Source organism: Streptomyces sp. NPDC015125, from assembly GCF_043080045.1.
Classification (GTDB): domain Bacteria; phylum Actinomycetota; class Actinomycetes; order Streptomycetales; family Streptomycetaceae; genus Streptomyces.
The window spans coordinates 1-17,223 of sequence record NZ_JBIBVF010000034.1; the positions used below are offsets into that span (position 1 = coordinate 1).

18 protein-coding genes and 1 pseudogene are annotated in these 17,223 nt (G+C 69.9%); 7 read left to right on the top strand and 12 right to left on the bottom strand.

The genetic code is table 11. The annotated features are described in order from the left end of the window. Positions 1–44: 44 nt before the first annotated feature. Positions 45–1,205, bottom strand: a complete 1,161-nt coding sequence (locus ACF088_RS39815) for an AMP-binding protein (protein ID WP_392380940.1) — start codon at positions 1,203–1,205, stop codon at positions 45–47. Between the two features lie 200 nt (positions 1,206–1,405). On the opposite strand from ACF088_RS39815, the gene ACF088_RS39820 reads away from it, so the two are divergent. Continuing rightward, positions 1,406–1,726, top strand: a complete 321-nt coding sequence (locus ACF088_RS39820) for a hypothetical protein (RefSeq protein ID WP_392380879.1) — start codon at positions 1,406–1,408, stop codon at positions 1,724–1,726. A 425-nt stretch (positions 1,727–2,151) separates the two neighbouring features. Here ACF088_RS39820 and ACF088_RS39825 read toward each other — a convergent pair whose 3' ends face one another. Continuing rightward, entirely contained in the window at positions 2,152–3,159 is a 1,008-nt protein-coding gene (locus ACF088_RS39825; protein WP_392380880.1) for a hypothetical protein, read from the bottom strand. Positions 3,160–3,216: 57 nt separating this feature from the next. On the opposite strand from ACF088_RS39825, the gene ACF088_RS39830 reads away from it, so the two are divergent. Further along, positions 3,217–4,014, top strand: a complete 798-nt coding sequence (locus tag ACF088_RS39830; protein ID WP_392380881.1) for a TetR/AcrR family transcriptional regulator — start codon at positions 3,217–3,219, stop codon at positions 4,012–4,014. Positions 4,015–4,065: 51 nt separating this feature from the next. Here ACF088_RS39830 and ACF088_RS39835 read toward each other — a convergent pair whose 3' ends face one another. Then, positions 4,066–4,770: a TetR/AcrR family transcriptional regulator gene (locus tag ACF088_RS39835; RefSeq protein ID WP_392380882.1), complete on the bottom strand. Its 705-nt coding sequence runs from the start codon at positions 4,768–4,770 to the stop codon at positions 4,066–4,068. A gap of 172 nt (positions 4,771–4,942) precedes the next feature. Here ACF088_RS39835 and ACF088_RS39840 point away from each other — a divergent pair, with 172 nt between their 5' ends. Further along, positions 4,943–5,821: an alpha/beta fold hydrolase gene (locus ACF088_RS39840; protein ID WP_392380883.1), complete on the top strand. Its 879-nt coding sequence runs from the start codon at positions 4,943–4,945 to the stop codon at positions 5,819–5,821. 371 nt (positions 5,822–6,192) lie between these two features. Here the strand turns inward: ACF088_RS39840 and ACF088_RS39845 are convergent, their stop codons facing one another. From ACF088_RS39845 to ACF088_RS39865, 5 genes are all read right to left on the bottom strand, one after another. Continuing rightward, entirely contained in the window at positions 6,193–7,548 is a 1,356-nt protein-coding gene (locus ACF088_RS39845) for a dicarboxylate/amino acid:cation symporter (RefSeq protein ID WP_392380884.1), read from the bottom strand. Positions 7,549–8,100: 552 nt separating this feature from the next. Next, the gene (locus ACF088_RS39850; RefSeq protein WP_392380885.1) at positions 8,101–8,391 is read right to left on the bottom strand and encodes a DUF4229 domain-containing protein; all 291 of its coding nucleotides are present in this window, start codon (positions 8,389–8,391) and stop codon (positions 8,101–8,103) included. 111 nt (positions 8,392–8,502) lie between these two features. Continuing rightward, the gene (locus tag ACF088_RS39855; RefSeq protein WP_392380886.1) at positions 8,503–9,036 is read right to left on the bottom strand and encodes a GNAT family N-acetyltransferase; all 534 of its coding nucleotides are present in this window, start codon (positions 9,034–9,036) and stop codon (positions 8,503–8,505) included. 86 nt (positions 9,037–9,122) lie between these two features. Then, positions 9,123–10,286, bottom strand: coding sequence for an aminofutalosine synthase MqnE (gene mqnE / locus ACF088_RS39860; RefSeq protein ID WP_392380941.1), 1,164 nt, complete (start codon positions 10,284–10,286; stop codon positions 9,123–9,125). A gap of 221 nt (positions 10,287–10,507) precedes the next feature. Further along, the gene (locus ACF088_RS39865) at positions 10,508–10,966 is read right to left on the bottom strand and encodes an Lrp/AsnC family transcriptional regulator (RefSeq protein ID WP_042155701.1); all 459 of its coding nucleotides are present in this window, start codon (positions 10,964–10,966) and stop codon (positions 10,508–10,510) included. Between the two features lie 140 nt (positions 10,967–11,106). Here ACF088_RS39865 and ACF088_RS39870 point away from each other — a divergent pair, with 140 nt between their 5' ends. Continuing rightward, complete coding sequence (locus tag ACF088_RS39870) at positions 11,107–11,241, top strand: hypothetical protein (RefSeq protein ID WP_392380887.1); 135 nt, start codon at positions 11,107–11,109, stop codon at positions 11,239–11,241. Here the strand turns inward: ACF088_RS39870 and ACF088_RS39875 are convergent. Then, positions 11,238–11,966, bottom strand: coding sequence for a UbiX family flavin prenyltransferase (locus ACF088_RS39875; RefSeq protein ID WP_392380888.1), 729 nt, complete (start codon positions 11,964–11,966; stop codon positions 11,238–11,240). The genes ACF088_RS39870 and ACF088_RS39875 overlap by 4 nt on opposite strands. Before the next feature lie 132 nt (positions 11,967–12,098). On the opposite strand from ACF088_RS39875, the gene ACF088_RS39880 reads away from it, so the two are divergent. Then, positions 12,099–12,695, top strand: coding sequence for a rhomboid family intramembrane serine protease (locus tag ACF088_RS39880; protein WP_392380889.1), 597 nt, complete (start codon positions 12,099–12,101; stop codon positions 12,693–12,695). A 253-nt stretch (positions 12,696–12,948) separates the two neighbouring features. Here ACF088_RS39880 and mqnP read toward each other — a convergent pair whose 3' ends face one another. Further along, positions 12,949–13,851 (bottom strand): menaquinone biosynthesis prenyltransferase MqnP, encoded by a 903-nt coding sequence (mqnP, locus tag ACF088_RS39885; protein WP_392380890.1) that lies wholly within the window; start codon positions 13,849–13,851, stop codon positions 12,949–12,951. Further along, complete coding sequence (locus ACF088_RS39890; protein WP_392380891.1) at positions 13,848–15,308, bottom strand: menaquinone biosynthesis decarboxylase; 1,461 nt, start codon at positions 15,306–15,308, stop codon at positions 13,848–13,850. The genes mqnP and ACF088_RS39890 overlap by 4 nt, the downstream gene beginning before the upstream one ends. Before the next feature lie 87 nt (positions 15,309–15,395). Between ACF088_RS39890 and ACF088_RS39895 the strand changes: the two genes are divergently transcribed. After that, positions 15,396–15,803, top strand: coding sequence for a PLD nuclease N-terminal domain-containing protein (locus tag ACF088_RS39895; RefSeq protein WP_392380892.1), 408 nt, complete (start codon positions 15,396–15,398; stop codon positions 15,801–15,803). A gap of 57 nt (positions 15,804–15,860) precedes the next feature. Beyond that, positions 15,861–16,436 carry a nucleoside deaminase gene (locus ACF088_RS39900; protein WP_392380893.1) on the top strand — a complete coding sequence of 192 codons (576 nt, stop codon included), beginning with the start codon at positions 15,861–15,863 and terminating at the stop codon, positions 16,434–16,436. 349 nt (positions 16,437–16,785) lie between these two features. Here ACF088_RS39900 and ACF088_RS39905 read toward each other — a convergent pair. Further along, positions 16,786–17,223: pseudogene (locus tag ACF088_RS39905) on the bottom strand (hypothetical protein); the annotation flags it as partial.

Consider the following 17,223-nt stretch of genomic DNA (forward strand, 5'->3'; position numbering starts at 1 on the left):
CCGGTCCGGAAGCAACGGCTCGATCCGCGCCCATTGCGCATCTGTTAACGGCACACCAGGACCAACGACCAGCTGATCCAAACGAAACTGCCTAGGGGCGAGCCGCCGCTGAGGATGTAGCGGACCTTGCCGCCGAGGGCCGCGCGGATACGGCGGTAGACGAGCGGGTCGTAGAACTTGCGGGCGGCTTTGAGGGCGACACCGGGGCCGGAGCCCGTCCCGTGCTCCTTGGCTTCCACCGCCTCGCCGTAGGAGCGGGCGATACGGGCCGCGCGGTCGAAGGAGGCGGCGCGGCCCATCTTCTCCGCGGTGGCCCGGCCGGTGTTGTAGACCTTCTCCAGGACGTAGGGGATGCCGAGGAGGAAGGTCGGCCGGAAGCCTGCCAGGTCGGTCAGCAGGTCGTCGGTCTGGATGCTGGGGGCGTGGCCGAGACGGACCCGGGCGCGCAGAGCGCCGACGGCGACCATGCGGCCGAAAACGTGCGAGAGGGGCAGGAAGAGGAGAGTGGAGGCGGGCTCCTCGCTGACCGACTTGAAGACGGGGTGCAGGAGTTCGACGGAGTTGTCGACCTCGGCGAAGAAGTTGGCGTGGGTGAGGGCGCAGCCCTTGGGGCGGCCGGTGGTGCCCGAGGTGTAGATGAGCGTGGCGAGGTCGTACGGGCCGGTGGCGGCACGGCGCTCGTCCACCACCGAGTCCGGCAGGGCGCGGCCCTCGGCGGCGAGTTGGGCGACGGCGCCGGTGTTGAACTGCCAGAGGTGGTCAAGGCCGGGGAGCTCATTGCGCATACCGCTGATCAGGCGGGTCTCCTCGACGTTCTCCACGACGCAGGCGCGGGCACCGGAGTCGTGCAGGATCCATTGCGCCTGGCGGGCCGAGGACGTCGGGTAGAGGGGGACGGTGACCAGACCGGCCGCCCAGGCGGCGAAGTCGATGAGGGTCCACTCGTAGGTCGTACGGGCCATGATCGCGAGCCGGTCGCCGGGGCGGAGGCCGTACGCGATCAGGCCCTTGGCGGCCGCGCGCACCTCGACGGCGAACTCCGCCGCGGTGATGTCGCGCCAGGTGCCGCTGGGCTGCTTACGTGCCAGGACGATGTCGGCGGGGGCCTCGGCGGCGTTGTGGAAGGGGATGTCGCCGAGCGAGCCGCTGTGGACGGGCGGGGCCAGTGCCGGGACATAGACCTCGCGGACCGTGCCGCCCACCAGGGTCTTTTGTGGCTCTACGAGGGCGGGGGCGGGGTACGGAGAAGCGGGGACGGTGGAGGCAGCGGGGGCGGTGGAGGCAGCGGGGGCAGCGGGGACGTCGGCCTGGTCGGCGGGTGAGGCGGGGGCGGCACTTTCCTGGTTGAACACGAGCGGGTCCTCGATTCTCCTGTGGAGTGCGGGGAGGGGCAGGGAGGGCCGGGGTGCGGCTGCGGCTGCGGCTGCGGCTGCGGCTGCGGCTGCGGCTGCGGCTGCGGCTGCGGCTGCGGCTGCGGCTGCGGCTGCGGGGACCGGAGCGCCGGGCCGGCGTGGGCCGCAACCGGGCAGCGGCAGACGAAGGCCGCGCCCGGCCTGTCCGTGGGGTCGGACTGCCGGGCGTCATCGTGGCGTTGGCGTCGTCAGATCCGGACACCCGCTGGGGCAGGGTGCGTTACGGCAGCGCGGGAACGGCGATAACAGCCGATGGCGGAAGGCTCGCCCCCGGCGGGGGAATCCGTGGAACACATCCTCGACCCAGCTTCTGACCTGACAGTAACCTTACTTTGAAGTAAATTTACGCGAGGGCCGGGAGTTGGCCAATGGCCGTCACGCCCTTGATCTCGGCAATTCCGGGCCCGGTCGTCACTCCGGCCGCCCCCTCCGCCCGTCCCTCCGGCCGCCTCCTGCCACTCCTCGGCCGCCCCTTGGTCCGCCTCGCCCCGGCCCGTCCCGGTCTGCCGCATCCCAGGCCCGCCGGAGCCCGCCCGAGCCCGCCGGAGCCGGAGAGGAGCGACGTCCACCCGCCGCAGTGCACCCGATCCCCGTGCCGTTCGTTCGCCGGTGCCGTCCGTCCGCCCGTCCGTCCGCTCGTCCGCCCGTCCGCTCGTCCGTCCGTCCGCCCGTCCGGCGGGCCGCCGACCCGCGGGCCCGTCGCCCCGCCGGCCCACCGCCTGACGTCCGCGGGCCTCGGTCAGGAGGGGCGCGTGTAGTACTCGGCGAGGACGTGGAAGGCCTCTTTCGGCTCCCAGGGCAGGCCGGGATGGGTGGACGAGGGGGTACCGTCGAGCATCTTGACGACGCCGTAGGAGCCCAGGTCCAGATCGGTCAAGGGGTCCGGCCGGTGCGGCAGTTCGAAGCCGGCGAAGCTGAACCAGAAGAGGGTGTCGACACCTTCCTCCTCGAAAACGGGGAGCAGGTCGCGCATATAGCGGACCTGTTCTCCCTCGTCCCGCACCGTCCCGGGTGAAACCCGGCCGTCCGCGCCGATCACCGTCCAGCCGCCCGCGCCGAGGTCACCGGCGCCGCGGAACGTGCAGCAGCCCACCTCCGTGATGGCGACCGGCTTTCCGTGGGCGAAGTACTGCCGCAGGTCGTCGCGGTAGGTGCCGGCGTTTCGCAGGTTGCGGTAGGCATCGACGCCGACGATGTCGAAGGGGCGCCAGTCGATGTGCTCGATCGGGATGGAGGCATAGCTGAGCGGGCCCGCGAACCGAGGGCGGACCGTCTTGACGACCTCGCCGAGGAAGCCGTTGATCCGCTCCGGGATCCCCGCGAGGGCGGCCGCCCGTACGTCGGGCTCGGCGCGGAGGGTCTGCATACGGTCGGAGAAGGTGTCGCCGGGCAGATAGCCGTGGGCGAACAGGCTCAGCTCGCACCCGGTGACCAGCACGACCTCGGCCCCCTGTCCGCGCAGGGCTTCGGCCCGGTCGGCGCAGTCGGCGAAGTACGGGAGCAGCTGCTCCTCCGTCATCTCGCAGGGGAACGGCGAGAACCACACCTCCAGACCGGCGGCGGCCGCGAACTCGGCTGCCGTGCTGAGCCGTTCCGGGTCGCCGCCGGTGACGCGGACCGTGGTGCAGTGCAGCTCCTCGGCGATGACCTGCATCTCGCGCTCCACCACGCGGGGTTCGAAGGTACGGCGGGTGCTGTCGCCGCTGGGAAACGTTCCGGTGTCGTACTGCACTCCCTTGCCGCGCATCAGACCTCCATAAGGTTCAGTGTGTATCTTATGTGCGTCAGCGGTAAGGTACATGCTGTGCCTAAAGATGTGAATGGCGGCGGCCGGCGGCAGCCGCCGGGAACTTCCCACGACTCACCGGCCGAGCCGTACGAGCCGTACGAGCCGGCCGAGACGGCCGAGACGTACGCACCCGCCGCACCCGCCGAGCCCGCCGAGCCCGCCGGACTTGCCGAGTCCGACAAGTCGACCGCACCCGCCGAGCCGACCGGGCCCCCTGATGCGACCGGGCCCGCCCCCGCGGGACGTCGCCGACGAGGTGCGGCACTGGAAGACGCCCTGCTCCAGGCCGCCTGGGAGGAGCTTCTCGCCGTCGGCTACCACGCCCTGACGTACGAGGCCGTGGCGGCCCGCGCCCACACCAGCCGCACGGTGCTCTACCGGCGATGGCCCCAGCGCCTCGATCTGGTCCTGGCCGCACTGGGCCGCCAGGCGCCGCCCCTGCCGCCGCCCCCGCCGGACACCGGAGCGCTGCGGTCCGATGTCCTCGCCCTGCTGCACAGCGCCACCGCGCAGATGACCGAGATGACCCCGGTACTCCAGGCTGTCACCGACGCTCGCGCCCGCGACAGCGACCTCAGCCGGTTCGTGGAGGAGCGCACGTACCAAGCGGGCCGGGAGGCGATGGAAGCCGCGCTCGACCGTGCGGCGCAGCGCGGGGAACTCGACCCGTCCCGCCTTCCCGCCCGGGTGATCGCCCTGCCCTTCACGCTCGTGGTCGGCGAAGTCCTGCTCACCCACCGCGCCCCGTCACCAGCGACCGTCGCCGAAGTGGTGGACCAGGTCTTCCTGCCCCTGGTCCACCACTACTGCTGAGCACTCACCGCCGCCGAGCACTCAACGCCGCCGAGCGCTCACCACCGCCGATCACCCCCTGGCGGCCGACCGGCCCTGCCGGCCGATGAGTCCGCCGGGCACCCACCGTTCGCCCTCCATCAGGCGGCCGAGGCCCGCCCAGACGAAGTTCATCATCGTGGCCGCCGTGTCCTTCGCCGACGGATGCTCGCACTCACCCGAAGGCCCTTCGTCCGTACGGACATTGGCCCACCCGGCGAGGGACTCGGCCGCACCCACCAGGGCATGGGCAAGCCCGGCGACCTCCCGTTCGGCCAGCTCGCCGGCACAGCCCGCCTCCTTTGCGGCCGCACCGATCAGCTCCGTCACAAATGCGACGATCTCCGCCCGCATCACGGCCACTTCGCGTGCAAACGGCTCACCATGCGTCCGTGCCTGCTGATGGAGTACGGCCCAGCCGTCCGGATACTCGGCGGTGTGCGCGAAGAACCCGCGCAGCCCGCTCCACAACTGCCGGTCGGCCGTCGCCCCCGGCTCGACGGCCGCCGTCACGGCCGCCACCAGCGCCTCCGACTCCCGCCGGATCACCGCACTGAACAGGTCTTCCTTCGAATTCAGGTAGAGGTAGACCAGCGGCTTGGAGACCCCCGCCGCCTCGGCGACCTCGTCCATCGAGGCCGCCGCATATCCATGCCGTGCGAAGGTCAGCACCGCGGCGTCCATCATCTGCTGCTCCCGGACAGCACGCGGCACCCGCTTGCTCTTCACAGCTCCCACCCTGAACGTCCCTCCGTCCCGCCCCTTTACTGCAAAGTAAGTTTACGATCTTCGCCTCCCGACCTCACTTCCTTGACACGTTCCTCGCCAAGGCGAGACGATACGTCTCGTTCCGCCATTCGATATGGATGTGGCTGCGATACCCCAGCCCGCTCTCCTGGAGGACCGACCCATGCAGCAGTTCATCGACGCCGCCCCCGGCATCCGCCTGTGGACCGAGCAGCGCGGTCCCACCGCTGCAGATCCCTTGCTGCTGGTCATGGGCGCCCAGGCGAGCGGCATCGGCTGGCCGGAGCCACTGGTCGATGCACTTGCCGCGCACCACCGGGTCATCCGCTACGACCACCGCGACACCGGCCGCTCGACCTGGCCCTTCGAGGAGCAGCCGTACCGGATCGCCGATCTCGCGGATGACGTGATCGCAGTCCTGGACGGGCTGGGTATCGACCGGGCTCATATCGTCGGCATGTCATTGGGCGGCATGCTGGCCCAGATGGTGCTCGCCGACCACCCCGACCGACTGCTCAGCGCCACTCTCATCAGCACCAGCGCCCTCAGCAGCACCCCGTACACCCGCCCCGACGGCGGCACGGTCCCGGTCGACGAGTTGCCGGGCATCGCCCCCGAGGTCCTGGAGCTGTGGGCCCGCCCGGTCGAGGATCACGGACAGGCGGCCGAGGTGCAGCGCCGGATCGAGGACTGGCGGGTACTCACCGGCGGCCAACTCCCCTTCGATACCGACTTTTTCCGTGCTTTTGAGCATCGCGTCATCGCGCACACGGGGCACTACCGGACGAGCACCGCGCACGGCCGTGCGGAGCACGACGGGATGCTCCGCACGGACCAGCTCGCCAGGAACGAGGTGCCGGCGCTCGTGGTCTGCGCACCCGCCGACCCGGTCTTCCCGCCGCCGCACCCCCAGCACCTCGCGCAGTGCATCCGCGGTGCGTCCTTCGTCGAGGTCCCGGGGATGGGCCATGCCCTGCCGCCCGCCGTACTGGAGCCACTCGCCACGGCAATCCTGGGCCATACGGGAGCGACAAAAGACTGACGCCCCCCGGAGCCGCCTCGCACCACCCGACGCCGCCCGACGCCGCCCAACGCCACCCGACAGCAACGCACAGACGCGCTCCCGCCTTTCGTGAAGACCGGGAGCGCGTCCGCGCTTCGTCAGGGCCAGGACCGGGGCTGGATTTGGATCCGGGTTCCAGCCGGGCCGCGTCGGGGGTCGGGGGTCGGCGAAGAGTTGCCGAAAGGGCACAGGGTGGCCGCCATCAGGAACAGTTGGGGGATCGAAGCAAGCAGCCCGCACCCCGAAGGGTGCGGGCCGCAGCGTTTCAGAACCCTGGGCACGGTGACGTGCCGTATACGTCTGCGCCCCGGCCTCAGCAGATCGGGGCGCAGACGGAGGGCGGGCTCAGGCTAGGCAACAGCCGGCACGGAGACCTTCTCGTCCGCGTCGTCGGCAGTGGCCGAGCCCAGGCTGATGCTCGTGGCGCCGTTGTACGCCTCGCGGTCCAGGATCTTCTCCCTGGCGGACACCAGGATCGGGATGACCGACTGGCCGGCCACGTTGGTGGCCGTACGCATCATGTCCAGGATCGGGTCGATGGCCATCAGCAGACCGACGCCCTCCAGGGGCAGGCCCAGGGTGGAGAGGGTCAGCGTCAGCATCACCGTCGCGCCGGTCAGACCGGCGGTGGCGGCGGAGCCGATGACGGAGACGAAGGCGATCAGGACGTAGTCGCCGATGCCGAGGTGGACGTCGAAGATCTGGGCGATGAAGATCGCGGCGATCGCCGGGTAGATCGAGGCGCAGCCGTCCATCTTGGTCGTCGAGCCGAACGGCACCGCGAAGGAGGCGTACTCGCGCGGCACACCGAGGCGCTCGGTGACCTGCTGGGTGACCGGCATGGTGCCGACCGACGAGCGCGAGACGAAGGCCAGCTGGATGGCGGGCCAGGCGCCGCGGAAGAACTGCAGCGGGTTGACCTTGGCGACGGTCGACAGCAGCAGCGGGTAGACGCCGAAGAGGACGAGCGCGCAGCCGACGTAGATGTCGACGGTGAAGGTCGCGTACTTGCCGATCAGGTTCCACCCGTACGTCGCGATGGCGTTGCCGATGAGGCCGACGGTGCCGATCGGGGCGAGGCGGATGACCCACCACAGGGCCTTCTGGAGCAGTTCGAGGACCGAGCGGCTGATCGTGAGGACCGGCTCGGCCTTCTCGCCGAGCTGGAGGGCCGCGATACCGGCGACGGCCGCCATGAAGACGATCTGCAGGACGTTGAGCTCGGTGAACGGCGTGATGATGTCGGTGGGGACGATGCCGGTCAGGAAGTCGATCCAGGAGCCCGCGTGGTCGGGGAGCTTGCCGTCCTTGGGGGTCAGGCCGGTGCCCGCGCCGGGGTGGGTGAGCAGGCCGATCGCCAGGCCGATCGCGACGGCGATCAGCGAGGTGGCCATGAACCACAGCAGGGTGCGGCTGGCGAGCCGGGCGGCGTTGTTGACCTGCCGCAGGTTGGTGATCGACACCAGGATCGCGAAGAAGACCAGCGGGGCCACGGCGAGCTTCAGCAACTGGACGAAGAGGTCGCCGATGTGCTGCAGCGTGGTGGTGAGCCAGCCGATGTCACCGCTCTTGGCGATCCAGCCGAGCAGCACGCCCAGGGCGAGGCCGGCCAGGATCTGCACCCAGAACGGGACCTTGGGTATGCGGGAGGACTTGGGGGTCCGGGGAGCCTGTGAGGGCTCTGCGGTCTCGGCAGACGTGGACAACGGACACACTCCGGGGACAGGTGAGACGTCAAGGACGGCGGGGACGGCGGGACGGCGAAAGAAGCGCGCCAGGAGGAGAGCGGCTGCGGAGCAGACGCGAAGGGGGCCTCTCCCGCCCGGAGGGGTCGGGGAGAAGATCTCCGGCCGCTGAGGAGAGCGGTCAGCGGCGGCAACAGGCCGCGGACATACAGCGGCAGAGATCGACGTGCAGGCGCGCCACGAGCGGAGTGCTCCTGGGGGGCGAGGGCGCGGCTGCTGTCTTCATGGCAAGTACATTAACACTTGAACTTTGAGGAACCCAAAGAAAATCTTTGGGTTCCGGAGAGACCGGCGGGGTGAGCGGCACACCGGACCCTCCGTCAAAAACGCCACAGGCGCCCGGCCATGGAGCGGAATCCATGGCGCCGGGCGCCTGTCGTGGAGAAGCGGCTGTGAGGCGTCTTACATAAAGGTCCAGGCCTTTGCTGCGGACCGTTACTGCGGACCGTTACTGCAGGCTGTTCCTGCGACCTGCTACTGCGGCCTGCCACTGCGGCCTGTTACTGCGGCCTGTTACTGCGGAACGTCCTCCTGGCCTGCGTTGGCCATGAGGCGCTCGCGCTGCCGGTCGACCTTGGCGACGATCTGCTCGGACATCGCATCCCGCTGCTTGCGCAGCAGCACAAAGCTGAGCGGCGCGGAGATCACGATGGCGAGCAGCAGCAGCCAGACGCTGTTGGAGGCACCGACGGCGATCGGGATGACGTGGACATACGCCAGCGCCCACACCAGGGCGAACGAGGCGACGAAGAGGCCGATGCGAAGGGCGGTGTAGCGGAGCGTGGCGAAGTTGTGGCTACTCACGGATGGGACCTTCTCCTCAACGGCAACCTAAAGGGTCTGCATCCAGTCAAGCACAGCGCTTCGGGCGATCTTCGCGGCCCCCGCCGCTGCCCCCGCCCGTCCGCCCGCCGGTCAGCCCAGCTCCAGCCACATGGTGACGTCATCGCGGAATGCACCGTCGGCCAGCTTGATCGCGCCCGGGACGCGCCCGACCTCTTTGTAGCCGCAGGCCTCGTAGAAGCGGTGGACGCCCGTGCCGCCGCGGCAGGTGAGACGGAGCGCGGTGACGCCGTCGAAGGTGCGGGCGGCCTCGGCGACCGCGGCCATCAGCCGGCGGCCGACGCCCTGCCCCTGGAGCGAGGGGTGGACCATGACCGTGTAGACCCACAGCCAGTGCGTCATCATGCGGTGGCCGTTGAAGGTGAGGAACGCCGTGGCCAGCACCCGGCCGTCCGTATCGCGGCCGACCATCAGACGGGTGCGGCCCTCGGCCATGGCCGTCAGCTGCGTGAGCAGATCGGGGCGGATCTCCTCGGGCGACACCGGAGGGAGGAAACCGACCGCGCCGCCGGCGTTGGAGACATCGGCCCACAACCTGCATATCCCGTCGCGGAGTTCGGGGGTGACGGAAGGGTCCAGGTCGAAACGCACGAAACGCACGTTCATGCCCCGGACCCTCACTCTCGCCACCGGCCCCTCACCCTCACCACCGACCGCCGGCTCTCACCCCACCGGCAGCGCTTCCGCGCAGGTCAGACGCGCATCGCCTGGGGGGATTCGCGGCGGTCCGGGTCGGGGCCCGGGTACTCGCGGATGGCCTCGTAGCGGGTGTTGCGCTCGATCGGGCGGAAGCCGGCGTCGCGGATCAGGTCGAGCAGGTCCTCACGGGTCAGCTTGTTGGGCGTGCCGTAGTTGTCCGCATCGTGCGTGATCTTGTACTCGACGACCGAGCCGTCCATGTCGTCCGCGCCGTGCTGGAGCGCGAGCTGGGTGGTCTGTAGGCCGTGCATCACCCAGAAGCACTTCACGTGGGGGACGTTGTCGAAGAGGAGACGGGAGACCGCGAAGGTCTTCAGGGCCTCCGCGCCGGTCGCCATCGTCGTGCGGGCCTGGAGCTTGTTGCGGACCTTGCCGTCCTGCATGTCCACGAAGTCGTGCTGGTAACGCAGCGGGATGAAGACCTGGAAGCCGCCGGTCTCGTCCTGGAGCTCACGCAGCCGCAGGACGTGGTCGACGCGGTGGCGGGGCTCCTCGATGTGCCCGTAGAGCATCGTCGAGGGGGTCTTGAGGCCCTTCTCGTGGGCGAGGCGGTGGATCCGCGACCAGTCTTCCCAGTGGGTGCGGTGGTCGACGATGTGCTGCCGGACCTCCCAGTCGAAGATCTCGGCGCCGCCGCCGGTCAGCGACTCCAGGCCGGCGTCGATCAGCTCGTCGAGGATCTCGGAGGCGGTCAGGCCCGAGATGGTCTCGAAGTGGTGGATCTCGGTGGCGGTGAAGGCCTTGAGGGAGACCTCCGGGAGGGCTTCCTTGAGGGCCTTGAGGGAGCGCGGGTAGTAGCGCCACGGCAGGGTCGGGTGCAGACCGTTGACGATGTGCAGCTCGGTGAGGTTCTCGCCCTCCATCGCCTTGGCGAGGCGGACGGCCTCCTCGATGCGCATCGTGTACGCGTCCTTCTCGCCCGGCTTGCGCTGGAAGGAGCAGTAGGCGCACGACGCGGTGCACACATTCGTCATGTTGAGGTGGCGGTTGACGTTGAAGTGGACGACGTCGCCGTTCTTGCGCGTGCGCACCTCATGGGCGAGGCCGCCCAGCCATGCCAGGTCGTCGGACTCGTAGAGGGCGATACCGTCCTCGCGGGTCAGCCGCTCCCCGGCGTGGACCTTCGCCTCCAGCTCACGCTTGAGGCCCACATCCATCGACGCAGCCATCCGGTCGCCTCCCAGTCTCTGCCGTATTCGGTGCCGTTTCGGTACCTGTTCGGAGCCGGAAACGGGCTCCGACGAGCGTACTCCCCCGTGGTAGGGGCGGACGGGGGCCCCTTGGCGCGCCCGTCCGCTCACGGGCGCCGGCCGGGCGCCGGTGGGCCCACTCGCCCCACTGCCCCACTCGCCCCACTGCCCCACCCGGCCTACTCCGCCTACTCCGCCTCTTCGGGCAGCTGGCCGACGCGGTTCTCCCACTTGGTGGAGAGCACGATGGTGGTCCGCGTACGGGAGACGCCCTTGGTGCCGGACAGCCGCCGGATGGTGCGCTCCAGCCCGTCGACGTCGCCCACGCGCACCTTGAGCATGTACGAGTCGTCGCCGGCGATGAACCAGCAGTCCTCGATCTCTTCGAGGTCGCGCAGCCGTTGCGCGACGTCCTCGTGGTCGGTGGCGTCCGACAGCGAGATGCCCACCAGCGCCGTGACACCGAGGCCGAGCGAGGCGGCGTCCACCGTCGCGCGATATCCGGTGATCACGCCCGCCGCTTCGAGGCGGTTGATCCGGTCCGTGACGCTGGGCCCGGAGAGGCCGACGAGCCGGCCGAGCTCCGCGTAGGAGGCCCGGCCGTTCTCGCGAAGTGCCTGGATGAGCTGCCTATCCACCGCGTCCATGCCCTCAAGCCTTCCAATCTTTACGCATATTCGAGTTCTGCATGTAGAATCTAAGGCATACAGGGCCTTGATCCTGTGAATCTTTAAAACGATCAAGACGTTCACGCAAGAAGTTCAAGACGATCCCAGGAGTTGTCACCGTGTACTCGATCGAGATGGCCTACGCCCGCATGCGCGAGCTGCAGGACCAGGCCAATCGTTCACGTGCCCACCGGGCCGCGGCACCACGGACCCTTCGCCTCTTCGGCCGCGCCGCCGCAGCGAAGAAGCGCTAGCGAGCGTCCGGGGCCTCCTCCGCTTCCTTGGAGCCGCCCCGCAGCTCCCCCTCCCAACGCCGGTAGAGCCCGTGCGGCACCTCCGCCGCATCGAGCACCCGGCCGGCGACGAAGTCCACCAGATCCTGGATGTGCGTCGCCCCCGCATAGAACGCCGGTGAGGCGGGCAGCACCACGGCGCCCGCCTCGTCCAGCGTCACCAGATGTTTGAGCGTCGGACCGTTCAGCGGGGTCTCGCGCACCGCGACCACCAGCCGCCGCCGCTCCTTGAGCGTCACGCTCGCCACCCGCTGCAGCAGATCCTTCGAGAGCCCGAGCGCCACCCCGGCCACGGACGCCGTGCTCGCCGGGACGATCAGCATCCCCTTCACCGGATACGAACCCGACGAGGGCCCGGCCGCCAGATCCCCGGCCGGCCAGTACCGCACATCCGCCAGGTCCGCCTCCGTCACCGGAAACGTCGATGGCTTGCCGTCCGCCCCGCGCGCCAGCCATTCCCGCAGGTCGGCGAGCCAATGAGCATCCCGGAACGCAATACCGGTCTCGTCCAGCAGGGTCAGCCGCGACGCCCGGCTGACGATCAGATCCACCGCCTCCCCGGCGGCGAGCAGCCCGCGCAACACGGACGCCGCATACGGCGTCCCGGACGCGCCGGAAATCCCCACGACCCACGGACGGCGTCGACCGGGGCCCTGCTTACTGGTGTCGTTGTGCGGCGGCTCCACGCATCGAGCCTATCCGGCGGAACCGCGGACCCCACCACGGCCGTTCTTACCTGTGCGCCCCTCGCGCGGCCCCGCCGAGGGCCGCCCCACCAGGGGCCGCCCCACCGGGGGACGAGAAGGGACGGGCCGGAGATGAGATCACGCGCGAAGCCCGCGATCTGCCTGATGCTGGGCTGGGTCGCACTGCTCTGGCTGCTGGAGGGCGTCGACGTCGCCACCGGCGGCACCCTGGACACCTTCGGCATCCAGCCGCGCGAGCCCGCCGAGCTGCTCGATGTGGTGCCCGCCGCCTTCCTGCACTTCGGCTTCGCCCATCTCGCCGCGAACACTCTGCCGTTGCTGCTGCTCGGCTTTGTCGCCGCGCTGCGCAGCGGGGTACCCCGCCTGCTCGCGGTCGTCCTGCTGATCATCCTCGCCAGCGGGCTGGGCGTATGGTTCACCGCCGCGCCGGACAGCAACACCGCGGGCGCCTCGGGCGTCGTCTTCGGCCTCTTCGGCTATCTGCTGGTACGCGGCTTCATCGAACGCAGCGTCCTCGACATCGGCATCGGCCTGGTCATCGGCGTGCTCTACGGCTCGATCCTGTGGGGCGCGCTGCCGTCCGACAACGGGATCAGCTGGCAGGGGCATCTGTTCGGGCTGATCGGCGGGGTGCTGGCGGCCTTCGCCTTCCGGGAGCGCCCCCGCGGCGACGACCGTGCCGGGGCCGGTGTCCGACCTGCCACCTAGTCCGACCACGCACCGATTCACAAAGGAACCTATTCACAAGGAACCGACTCGCAAGGAACCGACTCGCAAGGAACGGGCTCGCAAGGAACCGATTACTCTCCGTAATCGTTGCGAGTAGAAGAGGCCCCACGCGAGCCCCTGCAAGGTCGGGAGGCGCCCGACCGCCGAACCGTGAGGCCACCCCGCAGGCCTCAGCCCGCACCTCAGGTCAGACCGCCAGCCCGCCCTGCAGAGCCCGCAGCCCCTCAGACCCTCAAACCGTCAGCCCCCGCACCAGCAGATCCAGCAGCGCGCAGACAAAGAGCGCAATGCCGATAAAGCCGTTGACCTGGAAGAACGCCCGGTTCAGCCGGGTCAGGTCGTGCGGCTTCACGATCGTGTGCTCGTACAGGAAGGCCGCCGCCACGATCACCAGGCCCAGCCAGAAGAACACGCCCGCGCCGGTCGCCAGCGCGTACCAGGCGAAGAGCGCCGTCGTGACGAGGTGGCAGCCACGCGCGCCCCAGATCGCGGCCGGGATGCCGAAGCGGGCCGGCACCGACTTCACACCGACCTCACGGTCCGTCTCCACGTCCTGGCAGGCGTAGATCAGATCGAAGCCGCCGATCCAGACGCCGACCGCGAGGCCGAGGATCACCGCCTCCCAGGACCAGACCCCGGTGATCGCGAGCCAGGCGCCGATCGGGCCCATCGCCTGGGCGAGGCCGAGGATCGCCTGCGGGAAGTTCGTGAACCGCTTGCCGTACGGATAGACCACCATCGGCACCACCGCGAGCGGTGCCAGCGCCAGGCACAGGAAGTTCAGCAGCGCAGCCGCGCCCAGGAAGACGGCGAGTGCGATCACCGCGCCCGTCCACGCCGACTTCACCGACACCGCGCCGGTGACCAGTTCGCGGTGCGCGGTGCGCGGGTTCCGGGCGTCGATCTCGCGGTCGATGATCCGGTTCGCGGCCATCGCGAACGTGCGCAGCCCGACCATGGCGAGGGTGACGAGGAACAGCCGGGCCCAGTGGACGTGCCGGTCCCCTTCGTACATCGCCGTCAGGGAGGCGATATACGCGAAGGGCAGCGCGAAGACCGAGTGCTCGATCATCACCAGGCGCAGGAACGCCTTGGTGCGGCCCGGCTGCGGGACCGCTGCGGATGCGCTGCTCATGAGAGTCCGTACTCCTTCCAGCGGCGGTCGACCATCGCCGCCGTCCGCGGGTCGGACTCGACCATGTGCGGCCAGCCGCCGTCGCGCGTATAGCCCTCCTCGGGCCACTTCTCCGTCGCGTCGATCCCCGCCTTGCCGCCCCAGAACTGCTGGTAGGAGGCGTGGTCGAGATGGTCGACGGGGCCTTCGACGACGGTGAGGTCGCGGGCGTAGTCGGTGTTGCCGAGCGCCCGCCAGGAGACCTCGTGGAGGTTGTGGACATCGCAGTCCGCGTCCACGACCACGATCAGCTTGGTCAGCGACATCATGTGCGCGCCCCAGATGGCGTGCATGACCTTCTGCGCGTGCTTGGGGTACTTCTTGTCGATCGAGACGATCGCGCAGTTGTGGAAACCGCCGGACTCCGGCAGGTGGTAGTCCACGATGTCCGGGACGATGATCTTGAGCAGCGGCAGGAAGAACCGCTCCGTCGCCCGGCCCAGCGGCCCGTCCTCCGTCGGCGGACGCCCCACGACGATCGACTGGAGCAGCGGCCGCTTACGCATCGTCACACAGTCGATGGTCAGCGCCGGGAACGGCTCCTGCGGCGTGTAGAAGCCGGTGTGGTCGCCGAACGGGCCCTCGGGCAGCATCTCGCCGGGCTCCAGCCAGCCCTCGATGACGACCTCGGCGTGCGCCGGGACCTGCAGCGGCACGGTCTTGCAGTCGACCATCTCGATCCGCTTGCCCTGGAGGAAGCCCGCGAAGAGGTACTCGTCGATGTCACCGGGCAGCGGCGCGGTCGAGGCGTACGTCACGGCCGGCGGGCAGCCGAAGGCGATGGCGACCGGCAGCTTCTCCCCGCGCTTGGCGGCGACCTGGTAGTGGTTGCGGCTGTCCTTGTGGATCTGCCAGTGCATGCCGATGGTGCGCTTGTCGTGGCGCTGCAGGCGGTAGAGGCCAAGGTTGCGCACGCCGCTCTCGGGGTGCTTGGTGTGCGTCAGCCCCAGGTTGAAGAAGGAGCCGCCGTCCTCGGGCCAGGTGAACAGCGCGGGGAGCTGGTCGAGATCGACCTGGTCGCCCTTGAGGACGACCTCCTGGACCGGCGCGCTCTCCCCCTTCACCTTCTTCGGCGGCACATGCGTCATGCCCGCGAGCTTCCCGAACGCCTCGCGCACGCCGACGAAGCCCTGCGGCAGCTCCGGCTTGAGCAGTCCGCCGATCTTGCCGCTGATGTCCTCGTACGACGTGAGGCCCAGCGCCTTCAGCAGCCGGCGGTCGGTCCCGTAGACATTCATGGCGAGCGGCATCGCCGAACCCTTGACGTTCTCGAAGAGCAGCGCCGGGCCACCGGACTTCTGCACCCGGTCCACGATCTCGCCGATTTCCAGATACGGGTCGACCTCGGCCTTGATGCGCTTGAGGTCGCCCTCCCGCTCCAGTGCACGCAGGAACGAGCGAAGATCGTCGTAAGCCATGCCTTCCAGTATCGGGTACGCACTACCCTGGGCGGGTCACCGGGCCCCGCCGAGGGCCCGCCGTCGCATACAGGGGGCTCGTCCGCAATGCTCAGGTATCTGCCGGTCCTGCTGGTGCTCGCACTGTGGATCTACGCGTTCATCGACTGCCTGAACACCCCCGAATCCCAGGTGCGCGGACTGCCCAAGGTCGTCTGGGTGCTGATCATCCTGCTCTTCGGCGAGGTGCTGGTCGGCCCGGTCGCCTGGCTGGTGGCGGGCAAGCAGCGGCGGCCGGTGACGGAGGGCGGCTCCACGCCCTCCGCATGGCACCGCAACCACCGCACGAAGTTCGTCGCGCCCGACGACAACCCCGAGTTCCTCCGCTCCCTCCAACACGAGAACAAGAAGGACGAGGCGCTCCTCAAGGACTGGGAAGCCGACCTGCGCCGCCGCGAGGAGGAACTGCGGCGCAAGAACCGCGGGACGGCGGACGGCCCCGAAGAAACTCCCTGAGCCTGCCGCCCGGCGTCGTGCCACCCGGCGTGGTGCCGCCCGGCGTACGGTGACCTCATGGACCGTACGCAGGACTGGGGTCAGGACCGCGACAAGTTCCGCCTGCACGGCCACCCCGACGGCCACCGCGACAGCGACGGCCACAGGGACGGCCACAGCGACCCGGCCGGCCACCCCACCCATGTGCAGGAACAGGCCCGCGCCATGCTGGCGACGGCAATCGCCGAAGCGCGCACCGGTCTCGCCGAGGGCGGCATCCCGATCGGCGCGGCCCTCTACGGCCCGGACGGCACCCTCCTGGGCCGCGGCCACAATCGCCGCGTCCAGGACGACGACCCCACCATGCACGCCGAAACCGCGGCCTTCCGCGCCGCCGGCCGCCAGCGCACCTACCGCGGCACGACCATGGTCACCACCCTCTCCCCCTGCTGGTACTGCAGCGGCCTGGTCCGCCAGTTCGGCATCTCACGGGTGGTGATCGGCGAGGCCCGTACCTTCCACGGCGGCCACGACTGGCTGGCCCGCCACGGCGTACGCATCGTGCTGCTGGACGACCCCGAATGCGCGGCGATGATGCGGGACTTCATCGGGGAGCGGCCGGAGCTGTGGCGGGAGGACATCGGGGGCGGGTGACCTGCCCCGGCCGGCAGCGGCACTCCCCGCGCCCCGTCTCCGTCCTGCCGACGGGCGTGGTGCCGACGGGCTTCCTGCCGACGGGCTTCCTGCCGACCGGCGTGGCGCCGACCGGCGTGATGCCGCCCGGCCCACCGGTAAGTTGAGCCGGGCTGTCCCCCGTCCTTCCACGACGGGGGACAGCCCTTGAGCGACAGCCCTTGAGCGACGGCCCTTGAGCGATGACCCCTGGGAGCAGCCGCTTACCGGAAGGCCGTCAGGCCGGGGTCCGCACTGCGTGGACCAGTCCTCTTCGCGAGTACCGCGACAGGACCCGTCACGCTGCCCCGGCCGATCGGGCACCGGCGGTTCACACCGGCGGGAAGCAGGGCCTCAGGGCGTTGGTCGCCTGGACCGGGACGCCGCCGACGGTGGCGGTCGCCGTGTAGCTGCTGGCGCTGATCTGCAGGATGGACAGGCCGGCGTTGAGGGTGGCGATGCCGTTGGCGTTGGTCACCGCGGTGCCCACCGGCAGGCCGGAGACGAAGAAGGTGACCGTGACTCCCGCTTGCGCGGGCGTGAGGGTGGCCGTCAGCGTCGCCACGAACAGGCTCGGAATCGGGATGGGCAGGTTGACGTGCCAGCAGGCGGGCGCCACGCTCAGCGGGCCCGTCTGCGGAGTGACGGTGACGGGGACGGGCGCGGAGACGACGCCGGTGCACGCGCAGGCAGTGCCGGCCGCGGTGACGGTGGCAGTGACCGTGGCGGGCCCGGCGGTGTTGAAGGTCAGCGATCCGGTGGCGACACC